The following is a 15,752-nucleotide window of genomic DNA, read 5'->3' on the forward strand; positions in this document are numbered from 1 at the left end:
ACGGGCTAGAAAATGTGCCGGCAAGTTTCAGCCCCTCATGGGGGTCCCCCCTGCTCCTTAAGAGCTTGGGGGAGTTTGAGGAGCGGGGTCTGGGGCGGAGCCCCCACGCGGCGGAGCCGCAGATTGACACAGCCGGGAAGGGGCGGGATTGGGGAGCCCCCGGCAAGGCCCACCGCACCCCACCACCCACCTCACCCCACCCCCCGACCCACGGAGTACTCCACATGCACGACGACCGCCGCCTCGTCGAGGGCCGCCTCAAGCGGGTCCTCGACGAGCGCATCCGCCCCGCCGTATACCCCCACTCCGTCCCCCTGGACGTAGCCGTCTGGAACGCCCCGGGCGAACCGGTCCCCGTGGCCGAAGGCCTGGCCGCGGAACCGGAGCCGACCACGGTGGGCGCCCGCTGGGGCGCCCCGTGGGGCACCAGCTGGTTCCGGGTGACGGGCACGGTCCCGCCGGAGTGGGCGGGCAGAACGGTCGAGGCGATCCTGGACCTCGGCTTCGACGAGAACATGCCGGGCTTCCAGTGCGAGGGCCTGGTGTACCGCCCGGACGGCACCCCGGTGAAGGGCCTGAACCCGCGCAACCAGTGGGTGCGGATAGCGACACCGGCGGAGGGCGGCGAGGAGGTGCGCCTGCACATCGAGGCGGCGTCCAACCCGGTGATCCTCGACTACCACCCCTTCCTGCCGACGCAGCTGGGCGACAAGGAGACGGCGGGCAGCGAGCCGCAGTACCGCCTGGAGCGCATGGACCTCGCGGTGTTCGACGAGACGGTGTGGCAGCTGGTCGTCGACCTGGAGGTCCTGGGCGAGCTGATGCAGGAGCTGCCGGAGGACTCCGGCCGCCGCCACGAGATCCTGCGGGCCGTGGACCGCGCCCTGGACGCGGTCGACCTGCAGGACGTCAACGGTTCGGCGCCCGCCGCGCGAGCGGAGCTGGAGGGCGTGCTCGCCGCGCCCGCGCACGACTCCGCGCACCGCATCAGCGCCGTCGGGCACGCGCACATCGACTCCGCCTGGCTGTGGCCGCTGCGGGAGACGGTGCGCAAGGTCGCGCGGACGACGTCGAACATGACGGCGCTGCTCGAGGACGAGCCGGACTTCGTCTTCGCCATGTCGCAGGCGCAGCAGTGGGCCTGGATCAAGGAGCACCGGCCCGAGGTGTGGGCGAGGGTGAAGAAGGCCGTGGCCGACGGGCGGTTCGTGCCGACCGGCGGCATGTGGGTGGAGTCGGACACGAACATGCCGGGCTCGGAGGCGATGGCCCGTCAGTTCGTGCACGGCAAGCGGTTCTTCCTGGAGGAGTTCGGCGTCGAGAACGACGAGGCGTGGCTGCCGGACACCTTCGGCTTCGCGGCGGGCCTGCCGCAGATCATCAAGGCGGCGGGCGCCAAGTGGCTGCTCACGCAGAAGATCTCGTGGTCGCAGACCAACAAGTTCCCGCACCACACCTTCCAGTGGGAGGGCATCGACGGCACTCGGATCTTCACGCACTTCCCGCCGGTCGACACCTACAACTGCTCGATGAAGGGCAGTGAGATCGCCCATGCGGCCAAGAACTTCAAGGACAAGGGTGTCGCCCGGCACTCGCTCGCGCCCACCGGGTGGGGCGACGGTGGCGGCGGCACCACCCGCGAGATGATCGCCAAGGCGGGGCGGCTGCGGAACCTGGAGGGTTCGGCCACCGTCCAGTGGGAGACCCCGGCAGCCTTCTTCGAGAAGGCCGAGGCCGAGTACCCGAACGCCCCGGTGTGGGTCGGCGAGCTGTACCTGGAGCTGCACCGCGCCACGCTCACCAGCCAGGCCGGCACCAAGCAGGGCAACCGCCGCAGCGAGCACCTGCTGCGGGAGGCGGAGCTGTGGGCCGCCACGGCCGCGGTGCGCGCCGGATTCCCTTACCCATACGAGGAGTTGGACCGGATCTGGAAGACGGTGCTGCTGCACCAGTTCCACGACATCCTGCCCGGCTCGTCGATCGCCTGGGTGCACCGCGAGGCCCGCGCGACCTACGCGGCGGTCGCCGCCGACCTGAACGGCATCATCGCCGCGGCCCAGCGCTCCCTCGCCGGTGAGGGCGGCAGCACCCTGGTGTTCAACTCCGCGCCGCACACCCGCGACGGCGTCCCCGCGGGCGGCGCCGCCCTGCCCGTGGCCGCGGGCCAGTCCGCCATCGCCGCCCGCGCGGACGGCGGGTACGTCCTCGACAACGGTCTGCTGCGCGTCGAGATCGACGGGCGGGGCCTGGTCGTGTCCGCGTACGACATCGAGGCGGGGCGCGAGACCGTCGCGCCCGGGCACGCCGCGAACCTGCCGCAACTGCACGCCGACTTCCCGAACATGTGGGACGCCTGGGACGTCGACGAGTTCTACCGGAACTCCGTCACGGACCTGACGGACGCCGAGGAGGTCGTGCCCGGTGAGGGTGCGTCGGTCCGGGTCGTGCGCGCCTTCGGCTCGTCCCGCATGACGCAGGTCCTGACCCTCGCGCCCGGCGAGCGGCGCCTGGACATCGACACCGAGGTCGACTGGCACGAGACGGAGAAGTTCCTCAAGCTGGCCTTCCCGCTCGACGTGCACGCCGAGCGGTACGCCTCGGAGACCCAGTTCGGGCACTTCCACCGGCCCACCCACACCAACACCAGCTGGGAGGCCGCCAAGTTCGAGGCCTGCAACCACCGCTTCGTGCACGTCGACGAGCCGGGCTGGGGCGTCGCCCTCGTCAACGACTCGACGTACGGCCACGACGTCACCCGCGACGTACGGGACAGCGACGCCGGTACGACCACGACGGTGCGCGTCTCGCTGCTGCGGGCCCCGCGCTTCCCCGACCCCGAGACCGACCAGGGCGTGCACCGCTTCCGGCACGCGCTCGCGCCCGGCGCGACCATCGGCGACGCGGTGCGCGAGGGCTACCGGATCAACCTGCCGGAGCGGACCCTCACCGGCGGCGCGCCCGTCGCCCCGCTGGTCGGCGTCGACAACGACGCCGTCGTGGTCACCGCGGTCAAGCTCGCCGACGACGGCAGCGGCGACGTGGTCGTCCGCTTCCACGAGTCCCGGGGCGGGCGGGCGAAGGCCACCCTCGCCATGGGCTTCCCGGTCGGCTCGGTCGCGGTCACGGACCTCCTCGAGCGGCCGCTGGCCGAGGCGGCCGCTCCGGAGCCGGCGGACGGCGAAGTGGCCGTGTCCCTGCGGGCGTTCGAGCTGGTCACGCTGAGGTTCACGCGCGCCTGAGCGGGTCAGGCGCCCACGTAGGCCGCGAGGTGCTCGCCGGTCAGCGTGGTGCGGGCGGCGACGAGATCGGCGGGCGTGCCCTCGAAGACGATCTCGCCGCCGTCGTGGCCCGCGCCCGGGCCCAGGTCGATGATCCAGTCGGCGTGCGCCATGACCGCCTGGTGGTGCTCGACCACGATGACCGACTTGCCGGAGTCCACGAGGCGGTCGAGCAGGCCGAGCAACTGCTCGACGTCGGCGAGGTGGAGCCCGGCGGTCGGCTCGTCGAGGACGTAGACGAGGCGGTCGCCGCCCTTCTCGGCCATGTGGGCGGCCAGCTTCAGGCGCTGCCGCTCGCCGCCCGACAGGGTGGTGAGCGGCTGGCCGAGGGTGAGGTAGCCGAGCCCGACGTCCGCGAGGCGGCCGAGGATCCTGTGCGCGGCGGGCGTGTGCGCGTCGCCGGAGCCGAAGAACTCCTCGGCCTCGGTCACCGACATGGCGAGCACCTCGCTGATGTCGCGGCCGCCGAGGTGGTAGTCGAGCACCGCGGCCTGGTACCGCTTGCCCTCGCACTCCTCGCAGGGGGTGGCGACCCCGGCCATCATGCCCAGGTCGGTGTAGACGACGCCCGCGCCGTTGCAGGTGGGGCAGGCGCCCTCGGAGTTGGCGCTGAACAGGGCCGGCTTCACGCCGTTGGCCTTCGCGTACGCCTTGCGGATCGGGTCGAGCAGCCCGGTGTACGTCGCCGGGTTGCTCCGCCGTGAGCCGCGGATCGGCGTCTGGTCGATCGACACCACGTCGGCGTCGGCCGGGATCGAGCCGTGCACGAGGGAGCTCTTGCCGGAGCCCGCGACGCCGGTGACGGCGACGAGCACCCCGAGGGGCACGTCGACGTCGACGTCCCGCAGGTTGTGCGCGCTCGCGCCGCGGATCTCCAGGGTGCCGGTGGGCTCGCGCACCGAGTCCTTGACGGCGGCCCGGTCGTCGAAGTGGCGGCCGGTGACGGTGTCGCTCGCCCGCAGCCCCTTGACGGTGCCCTCGAAGCAGACCGCGCCGCCGCCCGTGCCCGCGCCGGGGCCGAGGTCCACGACGTGGTCGGCGATGGCGATGACCTCCGGCTTGTGCTCCACGACGAGCACCGTGTTGCCCTTGTTCCGCAGCCGGAGCAGCAGGTCGTTCATCCGCTGGATGTCGTGCGGGTGCAGGCCGATGGTGGGCTCGTCGAAGACGTAGGTGACGTCGGTGAGCGAGGAGCCGAGGTGGCGGATCATCTTGACGCGCTGCGCCTCACCGCCGGAGAGCGTGCCGGCGGCCCGGTCGAGGGAGAGGTAGCCGAGCCCCAGCTCCACGAAGGAGTCGAGCGTCTGCTGGAGCGCGGTGAGCAGCGGTGCCACCGACGGCTCCGTGAGGCCGCGGACCCAGGTCGCCAGGTCCCTGATCTCCATCTTGCAGGCGTCGGCGATGCTGACGCGCTTGATCTTCGAGGACCTGGCGCCCTCGCTGAGCCGCGTGCCGTCGCACTCGGGGCAGGTGGTGAAGGTGACCGCCCGCTCCACGAACGCCCGGATGTGCGGCTGCATCGCCTCCTTGTCCTTCGACAGGAACGACTTCTGGATCTTGGGGATCAGGCCTTCGTAGGTGAGGTTGACGCCGTTGACCTTCACCTTGACCGGTTCGCGGTAGAGGAAGTCCTGCATCTCCTTCTTGGTGAACCGGCGGATCGGCTTGTTCGGGTCGAGGAAGCCCGACTGGGCGTAGAGCCCCACCGTCCACACGTTGTCCGACTTCCAGCCGGGGATGGTGAACGCGCCCTCGGCGATCGACTTGGAGTCGTCGTAGAGCTGGGTGAGGTCGATGTCGGAGACCGCGCCGCGGCCCTCGCAGCGCGTGCACATGCCGCCGACGCGGTTGAAGGTCGCCTTCACGGTCTTCGTCTTCGCCGCGCCGCGGTCGACGGTGATCCCGCCGCTCGCCCGGACCGACGCGGTGTTGAAGGAGTACGCGCTGGGCGGGCCGATGTGCGGCTTGCCGAGGCGGCTGAAGAGGATGCGCAGCATCGCGTTGGCGTCGGTGGCGGTGCCGACCGTGGAGCGCGGGTCGGACCCCATGCGCTGCTGGTCGACGGTGATGACGGTGGTGAGCCCGTCGAGCACGTCGACCTCGGGCCGCGCGAGGGTCGGCATGAAGCCCTGCACGAAGGCGCTGTACGTCTCGTTGATCAGGCGCTGGGACTCCGCGGCGATCGTGCCGAACACCAGCGAGCTCTTGCCCGAGCCCGAGACACCGGTGAACACCGTCAGCCTGCGCTTGGGGATCTCGATGGTGACGTCTTTGAGGTTGTTCACGCGCGCGCCGTGCACGCGGATCATGTCGTGGCTGTCGGCTTCGTGCGGCGCGCTCGACCGCCGGTTCGTCCTGGTGGCCATGGGGGTCGGGTCTCCTCGCTGCCTACTTCTCGCCGGGCTGGTTGAAGCGCAGCATGTTGCCTGCGGGGTCGCGGAAGGCGCAGTCGCGGACGCCGTACGGCTGGTCCATGGGCTCCTGAAGCACCTCGCCGCCCGCGGCGCGGATCCGCTCGAAGACGGCGTCGACGTCGTCGGTCCTGAAGATCACACCGCGCAGCAGGCCCTTGGCGAGGAGTTCCGCCATGGCCTGCCGGTCGGCGGGGGAGGCGTTGGGGTCCGCGAGCGGCGGCTCCAGGACGACTTCCACGTCCGGCTGCGACGGCGAGCCGACCGTCACCCAGCGCATGCCCTCGAACGCGACGTCGTTGCGCACTTCCAGGCCGAGCGCGTCCCGGTAGAAGGCGAGCGCCTTGTCGTGGTCGTCGACGGCGATGAAGGCCTGCGAAAGCGTGATGTCCATGGCGTTCACGCTACGGGCGGGGGCTGCGGTTCGCTTCTCGATTCCTGACCGGTCCCGGGCCGGCTGCTCCCGGGCCGGTCGGGCTTGGCCTGACCGGCCCTGATCGGCCGGGTGTGGATCTTGGCGATGCAGGCGGGCACGGCGGCCCCCTCGTCATGGGGGCGGGCCCGGTACGCGGACGGGCTCTCGCCGACCAGCTCCGTGAACCGGGAGCTGAACGACCCGAGGGACGTACAGCCCACTTCGAAGCAGACCTCCGTCACCGACAGGTCGCCCCGGCGCAGCAGGGCCTTGGCGCGCTCGATCCGGCGCGTCATCAGATAGCTGTACGGCGTCTCGCCGAAGGCGGCGCGGAAGCTGCGGGAGAAGTGGCCGGGCGACATCAGCGCGAAGCGGGCGAGCTCCGGCACGTCGAGCGGCTGTGCGTACTCACGGTCCATCCGGTCGCGGGCTCGGCGCAGCCGGACGAGGTCCTCCAGGTTCACCCGACCACCATCCCACAGCCGCGCGCTCACGCCCCCGGATCTTCCGCCTCCGCATCCCCCTCCTGTCCTGCCGCAAGACGCCCCCGAAGCCACTCCTCGACCTCTCCCACATGTGCCGCCGCCGCGGCCCGCGCGGCCTCCGGGTCCCGGGCGACCAGGGCCCGGTGGATGCGGGCGTGCTCCCGGCGGGTCCGCTCGAAGGCGCCCTCCTCCTGGTAGCCGCGCCACACCCGGGCCCGGAAGGTGCGCGAGGAGAGGCCTTCGAGGATCGCGGCCATCGTGTCGTTGCCCGCGGCGAGCGCGACGGCCCGGTGGAAGGCGAGGTCGTGGGAGAGGATCTCCTCGGGGTCGTCGGTGGCGTTCATGGCCGCGAGGTGCTTCTCCACGTCGGCCAGTTGGTCGGGGGAGATGCGCGCGGCGGCGAGGGCGGTCGCCGTGGACTCCAGGACCCGGCGCACTTCGAGCAGCTCCACCAGGCGCGGCCCGCGCGACAGGTCGGCGACGACCCCGAAGGTCTCGAGGAGGTCACCGGCCTCCAGCTGGGTCACGTAGATGCCCGAGCCGTGCCGTGCCTCCAGGACGCCGAGCACGGTGAGGGCCCGGATCGCCTCCCGCATGGAGCTGCGCGAGATGCCGAGGCGGGTGGCCAGGTCCCGTTCCGTGGGCAGCCGCTGGCCCGGTTCGAGCCTGCCCTCGCCGATCATCGTCTTGATCTGTTCGATGGCCCGCTGGGTCACGGTGCCCTTCTGCGCGGGTGCTGCGGTGCCCTGCGGGGCGGGCGCGGTGCCCTGCTGCACGGGCGGGGCGCTCTGGGCGCTCTGATCCACGGACCGCTCCTTCACTTGCCGGGTGTCGCGCAGTTTAGCCACAGATGTGGTCGGACCACTATGGCTGAAAACCCGGAAAACTTGCCGTCGGGGGTGTTGTTGGCGCCAAGTGGTCTGATAAATATTCGCCCACGGTCACTCGACCCACCTTTCAGTCCCGTGACTCGACCCACCTTTCAGTCCCGTGATGAGTCCCCCTTGATTCGCTCGATGAGGAGCCGTCAGATGGTCGGCAGTACAGTGCGGAACAGCCCCCGGAGGAAGCGGCGCGCCCAGGGTGTCCGCGTGGGAGCCGCGGCGGCCTGCGCCGCGCTCGCGCTCACCGCCTGCGGCAGTACGAAGGACACCGGGAAATCCGGTGGCGGGGACGGCGGCGAGGGCAAGGTCGGGGTCATCCTGCCGCTGCTGACCTCGCCGTTCTGGCAGTCGTACAACGACTATGTGCCGAAGATGGCCAAGTCCGAGGACGTCGACGCGCTGAAGACCGTCAACTCCAACAGCGACCCCTCGCAGCAGATCACCGACATCAACAACCAGCTCAACCAGGGCGTCAAGGGCCTGGTCGTGGCCCCGCTCGACAGCGCCGCGATATCCGCGGGCCTGGACCAGGCCGAGCGCAAGGGCGTGCCCGTGGTCGCCGTCGACGTGGCGCCGGAGAAGGGCAAGGTCGCGATGGTGGTGCGCGCGAACAACCGCGCGTACGGCCAGAAGGCCTGTGACTACCTCGGCAAGCAGGCCAAGAGCGGGAAGGTCGTCCAGATCATGGGCGACCTGGCGTCCGTCAACGGCCGTGAGCGCTCCAAGGCCTTCCGGGACTGCGTCAAGGACAAGTACCCGAAGCTGAAGGTCCTGGAGATCCCCGCCAAGTGGGAGTCGGACACCGCCGCGTCCAAGCTGGACACGCTCCTGAACTCCAACCCCGACATCAAGGGCATCTACATGCAGGCGGGCGGCGTCTACCTCGCGCCCACCCTCCAGACCCTGAAGTCCAAGGGGATGCTCAAGAAGGCGGGCACGAAGGGGCACATCACGATCGTGTCGAACGACGGCATCCCGCAGGAGTTCGACGCGATCCGCAAGGGCCAGATCGACGCGACCGTCTCCCAGCCCGCCGACGCCTACGCCAAGTACGGCATGTACTACATCAAGGCCGCCATGAACGGGAAGAAGTTCAAGCCCGGCCCCACCGACCACGACTCCACCATCGTGAAGCTGCCCAGCGGCATCCTGGAGGACCAGCTGCCCGCGCCGCTCGTCACCAAGGAGAACGTGGACGACGCCAAGCTCTGGGGCAACGCGGTCAAATGACGACGTCAGCAATCGGGCCGGTCGCCGGGAACGGGGGCGCCCCCCTCGTCGAGGCGACCGGCATAGCCAAGCGGTACGGACCCACCGTGGCCCTCCAGGACGGCCGCCTGACCGTCAGGGCGGGCGAGTCCCACGCCCTCGTCGGCCGCAACGGCGCGGGCAAGTCCACCCTCGTCACCGTCCTCACCGGCCTCCAGGCACCGGACGCCGGCACCGTCCTGTTCGACGGCGAGCCCGCGCCGCCGCTCGCCGACCGCGACGCCTGGCGCCGCAAGGTCGCCTGCGTGTACCAGCGGCCCACCGTCGTGCCGGAACTGTCCGTCGCCGAGAACCTGTTCATCAACCGCCAGCCCCAGGGCCGCGGCGGACTCATCAGCTGGCGCCGCCTCAAGGCCGAGGCCGCGGAGGTGCTCGGCACCTGGGACGTCCACGTCGACCCCGACGCCCGCACCGCCGACCTCAAGGTCGAGGACCGCCAGATGGTGGAGATCGCCCGGGCGCTCAGCTTCGGCGCGCGCTTCATCGTCCTCGACGAGCCCACCGCACAGCTCGACAACCGGGAGATCGAGCGGCTCTTCACGCGCATGCGGGCGCTGCAGGAATCCGGCGTGACGTTCCTGTTCATCTCGCACCATCTGCAAGAGGTGTACGAGGTGTGCCAGACCGTCACCGTCCTGCGCGACGCCCGCTGGATCACCACCGCTCCCGTCGCCGAACTCCCGCGCGCCGCCCTCGTGGAGGCCATGGCGGGCGAGGCCATCACGGAGAGCAAGGCCCGCACCAAGCCCGGCGTCCCCGCCGACGCCCCGGTCCTCCTCGACGTGCGCGGGCTCACCAGCACCTCGTACGAGAACGTCGACCTCACCGTGCGCAAGGGCGAGGTCGTCGGCCTCGCCGGATCCAGCGGCAGCGGCAAGATCAACCTCGCGGAGTCGTTCACCGGCCTGCACACCCCGACCTCGGGCACCGCCCTCCTCGACGGCGAACCCCTGACGTTCGGCGACGTGCCCGCCGCGCTGCGGGCCGGAGTCGGCTGCGTACCGCGCGACCGGCACGGCGAGGGCCTCGTGTACGGCATGTCCATCGGCGACAACGCCACGATGAGCGTCCTCGGCCGCCTCGGCCGCCACGGCTTCGTCGGCTCCGACCGCAAGCGCGCCTTCGCGGACGGGCTCATCGAGCGGCTCGACATCCACGCCGAGGGGCCCGACCAGCCCGTGTCCGACCTCTCCGGAGGCAACGCGCAGAAAGTCGTGATGGCCCGGGCGCTTGCCTCCGACCCCCGGCTGCTCGTCCTCATCAACCCGACCGCGGGCGTCGACGTGAAGTCCAAGGAATCCCTGCTCGCCCGCGTCGACCACGCCCGCGACGACGGCACCGCCGTGCTCGTCGTCTCCGACGAACTCGACGACCTGCGCCGCTGCGACCGCGTCCTCGTCCTCTTCCACGGCCGCGTGGTCGCGGAGCACGCGGCGGGCTGGCACGACCACGAACTGATCGCGTCAGTCGAGGGAGTGGGCCACACAGGCCCAGCCAGGGGCGCGGGGAACGGCGCGACCAGCCCCCACAGGCCCGCGGCAGAACCACAAGGAGACCACCATGGCTGACATCAAGGCCCCCTCGGCTGCGAAGACGGCCACCACCCCCACCCCGGCCCGCCCCCGCGAGTCCCGCTCGGCGAAGAGCATCGTCCTGCACAGGGCCAGGGAACTCGCCCTCGTCCCCGCGCTGCTGCTCCTCATGGTCTTCGGCGCCTTCGTCAACGACTCGTTCCTCACCGAGCGGAACCTCATCTCCATCCTGGGCGCGTCCGCGGCCCTCGCGATGGTCGTCCTCGCCGAGTCCCTGGTGCTGATCACCGGCAAGTTCGACCTGTCCCTGGAGTCGGTCGTCGGCATCGCGCCCGCCATCGGCGCGCTGCTCGTGCTGCCCGCGGCCCAGGCCGGGTTCGGCACCGACATGCCCACCGCCGTGGGGCTGATCGCGATCGTCCTGGTGGGCGCGGTGATCGGTGCCTTCAACGGCGTCCTCGTGGTCAAGCTGAAGCTCAACGCGTTCATCGTGACGCTCGCCATGCTGATCGTGCTGCGCGGCGTCCTCGTCGGCGCCACCGAGGGCAAGACGCTCTTCGGCATGCCCGAGCCGTTCTTCACGCTCGCCACCTCCACGTTCCTGACCGTGCCGCTCTCGGTGTGGATCGCGGCGGCCGCCTTCGGCATCGCGGGCCTCGTGCTCAAGTACCACCGGGTGGGCCGCGCCCTGTACGCCATCGGCGGCAACCCGGAGGCCGCGCGGGCCGCCGGCATCCGGGTCGACCGCGTCATGCTCGGGGTGTTCGTGGTCGCGGGCGCTCTCGCCGCCGTCGGCGGACTGATGCAGACCGGCTACGTCGGCGCGATCAACGCCAACCAGGGCACGAACATGATCTTCACGGTGTTCGCGGCCGCGGTCATCGGCGGCATCAGCCTCGACGGCGGCAAGGGCACCATGTTCGGCGCCCTGACCGGCGTCCTGCTGCTCGGCGTCGTACAGAACCTGCTCACGCTCGCCCAGGTGCCGTCCTTCTGGATCCAGGCCATCTACGGCGGCATCATCCTGGTCGCCCTGATGATCGCCCGCGTCACCACGGGCCGCGCCCAGGACTGAGGTCCCGCGCCCCGCGCCTGGCTCCCCGTTCCTTTCCGGAAAGGCCTCCTGTGTCCCCAACTCCCGGCCGCGTCACGGCGGTCGACACCTACGACATCCGCTTCCCGACCTCCCGGGAACTGGACGGGTCCGACGCGATGAACCCGGACCCGGACTACTCGGCCGCCTATGTGGTGCTGCGCACCGACGCCGAGGACGGACTCGAAGGCCACGGCTTCACCTTCACCATCGGGCGCGGCAACGACGTGCAGGTCGCCGCGATCGACGCCCTGCGCCACCACGTCGTCGGCCGCTCCGTCGACGAGCTCTGCGGGGACCCGGGCACGCTCAACCGCGACCTGATCGGCGACAGCCAGCTGCGCTGGCTCGGACCCGAGAAGGGCGTGATGCACATGGCGGTCGGCGCCGTCGTCAACGCCGTCTGGGACCTGGCCGCCAAACGCGCCCGCACCCCGCTGTGGAAGCTCCTCGCCGACGCGGACCCCGAGTGGCTGGTCTCCCAGGTCGACTTCCGCTACATCGCCGACGCGCTCACCCCCGAGCAGGCCCTCGAGCTCCTTCGGGCGGGCCGCGCGGGGGCGGCCGCCCGCGAGGCCGAGCTGCGCGCCCGCGGCTTCCCCGGCTACACCACCTCACCGGGCTGGCTCGGCTACAGCGACGAGAAGCTCACCCGGCTCGCCCGCCAGGCCGTCGCCGACGGCTTCACCCAGATCAAGCTGAAGGTCGGCGCGGACCTCGACGACGACATCCGGCGCTGCCGCACGGCCCGCGCGGCCATCGGACCCGACATCCGCATGGCCATCGACGCCAACCAGCGCTGGGACCTCGACGAGGCCGTGCGCTGGACCCGCGCCCTCGCCGAGTTCGACCCGTACTGGGTGGAGGAGCCCACCAGCCCCGACGACGTCCTCGCGCACGCCGCGATCCGCGAGGCCGTCGCCCCGGTGAAGGTGGCCACCGGCGAACACGTGCAGAACCGCATCGTGTTCAAACAGCTCCTCCAGGCGGGCGCCATCGACGTCCTCCAGCTCGACGCGGCCCGCGTCGGCGGCGTCAACGAGAACCTCGCGATCCTGCTGCTCGCCGCCAGGTTCGGGGTGCCGGTCTGCCCGCACGCGGGCGGCGTGGGCCTCTGCGAGCTGGTCCAGCACCTGTCGATGTTCGACTACGTCGCGCTGTCCGGTACCACGGAGAACCGCGTGATCGAGTACGTCGACCACCTCCACGAACACTTCGTGGACCCCGTCGTGATCCGCGACGGCCACTACACCGCACCCGCCGCGCCCGGCTTCTCGGCGACCATGCGCCCCGAGTCCCTCGCGGAGTTCCGCTACCCCGGCGGCACGTTCTGGGCCGCCGACCTCGCCCACCAGGCCGAGGTCGCGGACAGGACGGCGACCACGGCACCGGCGGAGCAGCAGAAGGCGCGGCAGAAGACGGCACAGAAGGGGGCAGCGGCATGACGGACTTCACCGGCCTCAGGGCTCTGGTCACCGGCGGCGCGTCCGGCATCGGCCGGGCCACGGCGGAACTCCTCGCCGCCCGGGGCGCCCGGGTGGCGGTGCTCGACCTCGACCCGAGCGGCGTGGAGAAACCGCTGCGCGGATACGCCGCCGACGTCACCGACGACACGGCGGTGCGCGGCGCCGTCGCGGCGGCGGTCGCGGACCTCGGCGGGCTCGACATCCTGGTCAACAACGCGGGCATCGGCGCGCAGGGCACGATCGAGGACAACGACGACGCGCAGTGGCACACCGTCCTCGACGTGAACGTGCTCGGCATCGTCCGCACCACCCGGGCCGCGCTCCCGCACCTGCGGACGTCCGCGCACGCGGCGATCGTCAACACCTGCTCCATCGCCGCGACCGCGGGCCTGCCGCAGCGCGCCCTGTACTCCGCCTCCAAGGGCGCCGTACTCTCGCTCACGCTCGCCATGGCCGCCGACCACGTCCGCGAAGGAGTGCGCGTGAACTGCGTCAACCCCGGCACCGTGGACACCCCGTGGGTCGGCCGCCTCCTCGACGCCGCCCCGGACCCGGCGGCCGAGCGCGCCGCCCTGGAGGCCCGCCAGCCCACCGGACGTCTGGTCGGCGCCGACGAGGTCGCCGGGGCCATCGCCTATCTGGCGAGCCCGCTGTCCGGCGCGACCACCGGCACCGCGCTCGCCGTCGACGGCGGCATGCAGGGCCTGCGGCTGCGGCCGGTGGCCCAGTGAGCGGCATGGCGACCCGACGGCTCGGCCGCAGCGCCGTCCGGGTCAGCGAGCTGTCGTACGGCGGCGCCGGGATCGGCAACCTGTACTCGCCCGTCACCGACGAGGACGCCGCCGTCGCGCTGAACTCCGCCTGGGACGCCGGCATGCGCTACTTCGACACCGCGCCGCACTACGGCCTCGGCCTGTCCGAGCGCAGGATCGGCGCGGCCCTGCGCGGGCGCCCCCGGGACGCGTACACCGTCTCCACGAAGGTGGGGCGGATCCTGGAGCCGGTGACGGGGCCCGTGACCGGCGACGACCTGGCCGACGGCGGCTTCGCCGTGCCCGCCGACCACCGGCGGCGGTGGGACTTCAGCGCGGACGGCGTGCGCCGCTCGATCGAGTCCAGCCTGGAACGCCTCGGCATCGACCGCGTCGACATCGTCTACCTCCACGACCCGGACAACCACGGCGAGGAGGCCTTCCGCGAGGGCTACCCCGCCCTGGAACGACTGCGCGCCGAAGGCGTCGTGGGCGCCATCGGCGCGGGCATGAACCAGGCCGAGATGCTGACCCGCTTCGTCCGCGACACCGACGTCGACGCCGTGCTGTGCGCGGGCCGCTACACCCTCCTCGACCACCAGGCCCTGACCGGGCTGCTGCCCGCCGCCAGCGCACGCGGCGCGTCGGTCGTCATCGGCGGCGTCTTCAACTCAGGACTCCTCGCCGACCCGAAGGAGGGAGCGCGCTTCGACTACACCGAGGCGCCCGGCGAACTCCTCGACCGGGCCCGCTCGTTGCAGTCCCTCGCCGCCCGGCACGGCACCACCCTGCGCGCGGCCGCACTCGCCTTCCCCTTCGGCCACCCGGCGGTGGCGAGCGTCCTCGTCGGTATCCACGCACCGGGCCAAGTGGCCGACGCCGCCGAGCAGTTCGCGGCCGATGTGCCCATGGACTTCTGGAAGGAGGCCCGGTCGAAGGGCCTCCTCCCGCCCGAGGTGCCCGTGCCCGGAGAGGGCCCGATCGGAGAGGTCGCCGCGTCATGAGAGTCGCCCTGCACACCAAGGTCCGCGCCGACCGGATCGAGGCCTACGACGCCGCGCACCGCGAGGTCCCGGCCGAGCTGACCACCGCCATCCGCGCCGCGGGCGCCACGTCCTGGACGATCTGGCGCAGCGGGGCCGACCTCTTCCACGTCCTGGAGTGCGAGGACTACGCCCGCCTTCTCGCCGAGCTGGAGAAGCTGCCCGTGAACGTGGCCTGGCAGGCGCGCATGGCGGAGCTGCTCGACGTGGTCCACGACTACTCGGGCGACGGCGCGGACGCGGGCCTGCCCGTCGTGTGGGAACTGCCGTGACACAGGAGGTCGTCGACGCCCACCACCACGTGTGGGACCTCGCCGTGCGCGACCAGGACTGGATCACCGGGCCCGCGCTCGCCCCGATCCGGCGGACCTTCACCGTCGACGACCTCGCGCCGCACGCGCGTGCCGCCGGGGTCGTCGCCACCGTCCTCGTGCAGACCGTCACCGTGGCCGAGGAGACCCCGGAGTTCCTGGCCCTCGCGAAGGACAGCGACCTGATCGCCGGGGTCGTCGGCTGGACCGACCTGACCCGCCCCGACGTCGCCGACACCCTGGCCGCCCTCACCGAACTGCCGGGCGGCGCGCACCTGGTGGGCATCCGCCACCAGGTCCAGTCCGACCCCGACCCCCAGTGGCTGCTGCGCGCGGACGTGCGGCGCGGGCTCGCCGCCGTGGCGGACGCGGGGCTCGTCTACGACCTCGTGGTGCGGCCCGAGCAGCTCCCGATATGCGCCGAGGCGGCCGCGCGCCTGCCGCACGTCACGTTCGTGCTCGACCACCTGGGCAAGCCGCCCGTGGCCTCCGGCGGCCTCGAACCCTGGACGGCCTCCCTGCGCGCCCTCGCGTCCCTGCCGAACACCGTGGCCAAGCTGTCCGGCCTGGTGACCGAGGCGGACTGGGAGTCCTGGACGGTGGCGGGACTGCGGCCGTACGCGGACACGGCCCTGGAGGCGTTCGGCCCCGCGCGGCTGATGTTCGGCTCGGACTGGCCGGTGTCGGGGCTCGCTGCCACCTACGGCGAAGTCATGGACGCGGCACGGGCGTTGACGGACGAGCTGAGCGCCAGCGAGCGTGCGGAGGTCTTCGCGGGGACGGCGCGGCGCGTGTACGGGCTGCGTTGAGGTG

At 71.8% G+C, this 15,752-nt stretch carries 13 protein-coding genes; 9 read left to right on the plus strand and 4 right to left on the minus strand.

Annotated features, from left to right (window positions below; genetic code table 11):
• Positions 1-224 precede the first annotated feature (224 nt).
• Entirely contained in the window at positions 225-3,239 is a 3,015-nt protein-coding gene (locus ACFVHO_RS38235; RefSeq protein WP_385725131.1) for an alpha-mannosidase, read from the plus strand.
• Positions 3,240-3,244: 5 nt separating this feature from the next.
• Here ACFVHO_RS38235 and ACFVHO_RS38240 read toward each other — a convergent pair whose 3' ends face one another.
• From ACFVHO_RS38240 to ACFVHO_RS38255, 4 genes are all read right to left on the minus strand, one after another.
• Positions 3,245-5,644 carry an excinuclease ABC subunit UvrA gene (locus ACFVHO_RS38240; protein WP_385725132.1) on the minus strand — a complete coding sequence of 800 codons (2,400 nt, stop codon included), beginning with the start codon at positions 5,642-5,644 and terminating at the stop codon, positions 3,245-3,247.
• A 22-nt stretch (positions 5,645-5,666) separates the two neighbouring features.
• Entirely contained in the window at positions 5,667-6,083 is a 417-nt protein-coding gene (locus tag ACFVHO_RS38245) for a VOC family protein (RefSeq protein ID WP_385725133.1), read from the minus strand.
• A 5-nt stretch (positions 6,084-6,088) separates the two neighbouring features.
• On the minus strand, positions 6,089-6,523 hold the full coding sequence (locus ACFVHO_RS38250; protein ID WP_385725160.1) for a helix-turn-helix transcriptional regulator: 435 nt from the start codon (positions 6,521-6,523) through the stop codon (positions 6,089-6,091).
• Positions 6,524-6,594: 71 nt separating this feature from the next.
• A complete protein-coding gene (locus ACFVHO_RS38255; RefSeq protein ID WP_385725161.1) occupies positions 6,595-7,365 on the minus strand; it encodes a FadR/GntR family transcriptional regulator in 771 nt (256 codons plus the stop codon).
• A gap of 255 nt (positions 7,366-7,620) precedes the next feature.
• Here ACFVHO_RS38255 and ACFVHO_RS38260 point away from each other — a divergent pair, with 255 nt between their 5' ends.
• From ACFVHO_RS38260 to ACFVHO_RS38295, 8 genes are read left to right on the plus strand one after another with little or no spacing between them, the layout of a single operon-like run.
• A complete protein-coding gene (locus ACFVHO_RS38260; protein ID WP_385725134.1) occupies positions 7,621-8,703 on the plus strand; it encodes a sugar ABC transporter substrate-binding protein in 1,083 nt (360 codons plus the stop codon).
• Positions 8,700-10,310 carry a sugar ABC transporter ATP-binding protein gene (locus ACFVHO_RS38265; protein ID WP_385725135.1) on the plus strand — a complete coding sequence of 537 codons (1,611 nt, stop codon included), beginning with the start codon at positions 8,700-8,702 and terminating at the stop codon, positions 10,308-10,310. Before ACFVHO_RS38260 ends, ACFVHO_RS38265 begins: the two co-directional genes overlap by 4 nt.
• On the plus strand, positions 10,303-11,349 hold the full coding sequence (locus tag ACFVHO_RS38270) for an ABC transporter permease (protein ID WP_385725136.1): 1,047 nt from the start codon (positions 10,303-10,305) through the stop codon (positions 11,347-11,349). Before ACFVHO_RS38265 ends, ACFVHO_RS38270 begins: the two co-directional genes overlap by 8 nt.
• Before the next feature lie 50 nt (positions 11,350-11,399).
• A complete protein-coding gene (locus ACFVHO_RS38275; protein ID WP_385725137.1) occupies positions 11,400-12,812 on the plus strand; it encodes an enolase C-terminal domain-like protein in 1,413 nt (470 codons plus the stop codon).
• The gene (locus ACFVHO_RS38280) at positions 12,809-13,564 is read left to right on the plus strand and encodes an SDR family NAD(P)-dependent oxidoreductase (RefSeq protein WP_385725138.1); all 756 of its coding nucleotides are present in this window, start codon (positions 12,809-12,811) and stop codon (positions 13,562-13,564) included. The genes ACFVHO_RS38275 and ACFVHO_RS38280 overlap by 4 nt, the downstream gene beginning before the upstream one ends.
• A 5-nt stretch (positions 13,565-13,569) precedes the next feature.
• Positions 13,570-14,589, plus strand: coding sequence for an aldo/keto reductase (locus ACFVHO_RS38285; RefSeq protein ID WP_385725139.1), 1,020 nt, complete (start codon positions 13,570-13,572; stop codon positions 14,587-14,589).
• On the plus strand, positions 14,586-14,900 hold the full coding sequence (locus tag ACFVHO_RS38290; RefSeq protein ID WP_385725140.1) for an L-rhamnose mutarotase: 315 nt from the start codon (positions 14,586-14,588) through the stop codon (positions 14,898-14,900). The genes ACFVHO_RS38285 and ACFVHO_RS38290 overlap by 4 nt, the downstream gene beginning before the upstream one ends.
• Positions 14,897-15,748, plus strand: a complete 852-nt coding sequence (locus ACFVHO_RS38295) for an amidohydrolase family protein (RefSeq protein ID WP_385725141.1) — start codon at positions 14,897-14,899, stop codon at positions 15,746-15,748. The genes ACFVHO_RS38290 and ACFVHO_RS38295 overlap by 4 nt, the downstream gene beginning before the upstream one ends.
• Positions 15,749-15,752: the final 4 nt, after the last annotated feature.

Origin of the sequence: Streptomyces sp. NPDC127108 (assembly GCF_042677545.1) — a bacterium.
Classification (GTDB): Bacteria; Actinomycetota; Actinomycetes; order Streptomycetales; family Streptomycetaceae; genus Streptomyces.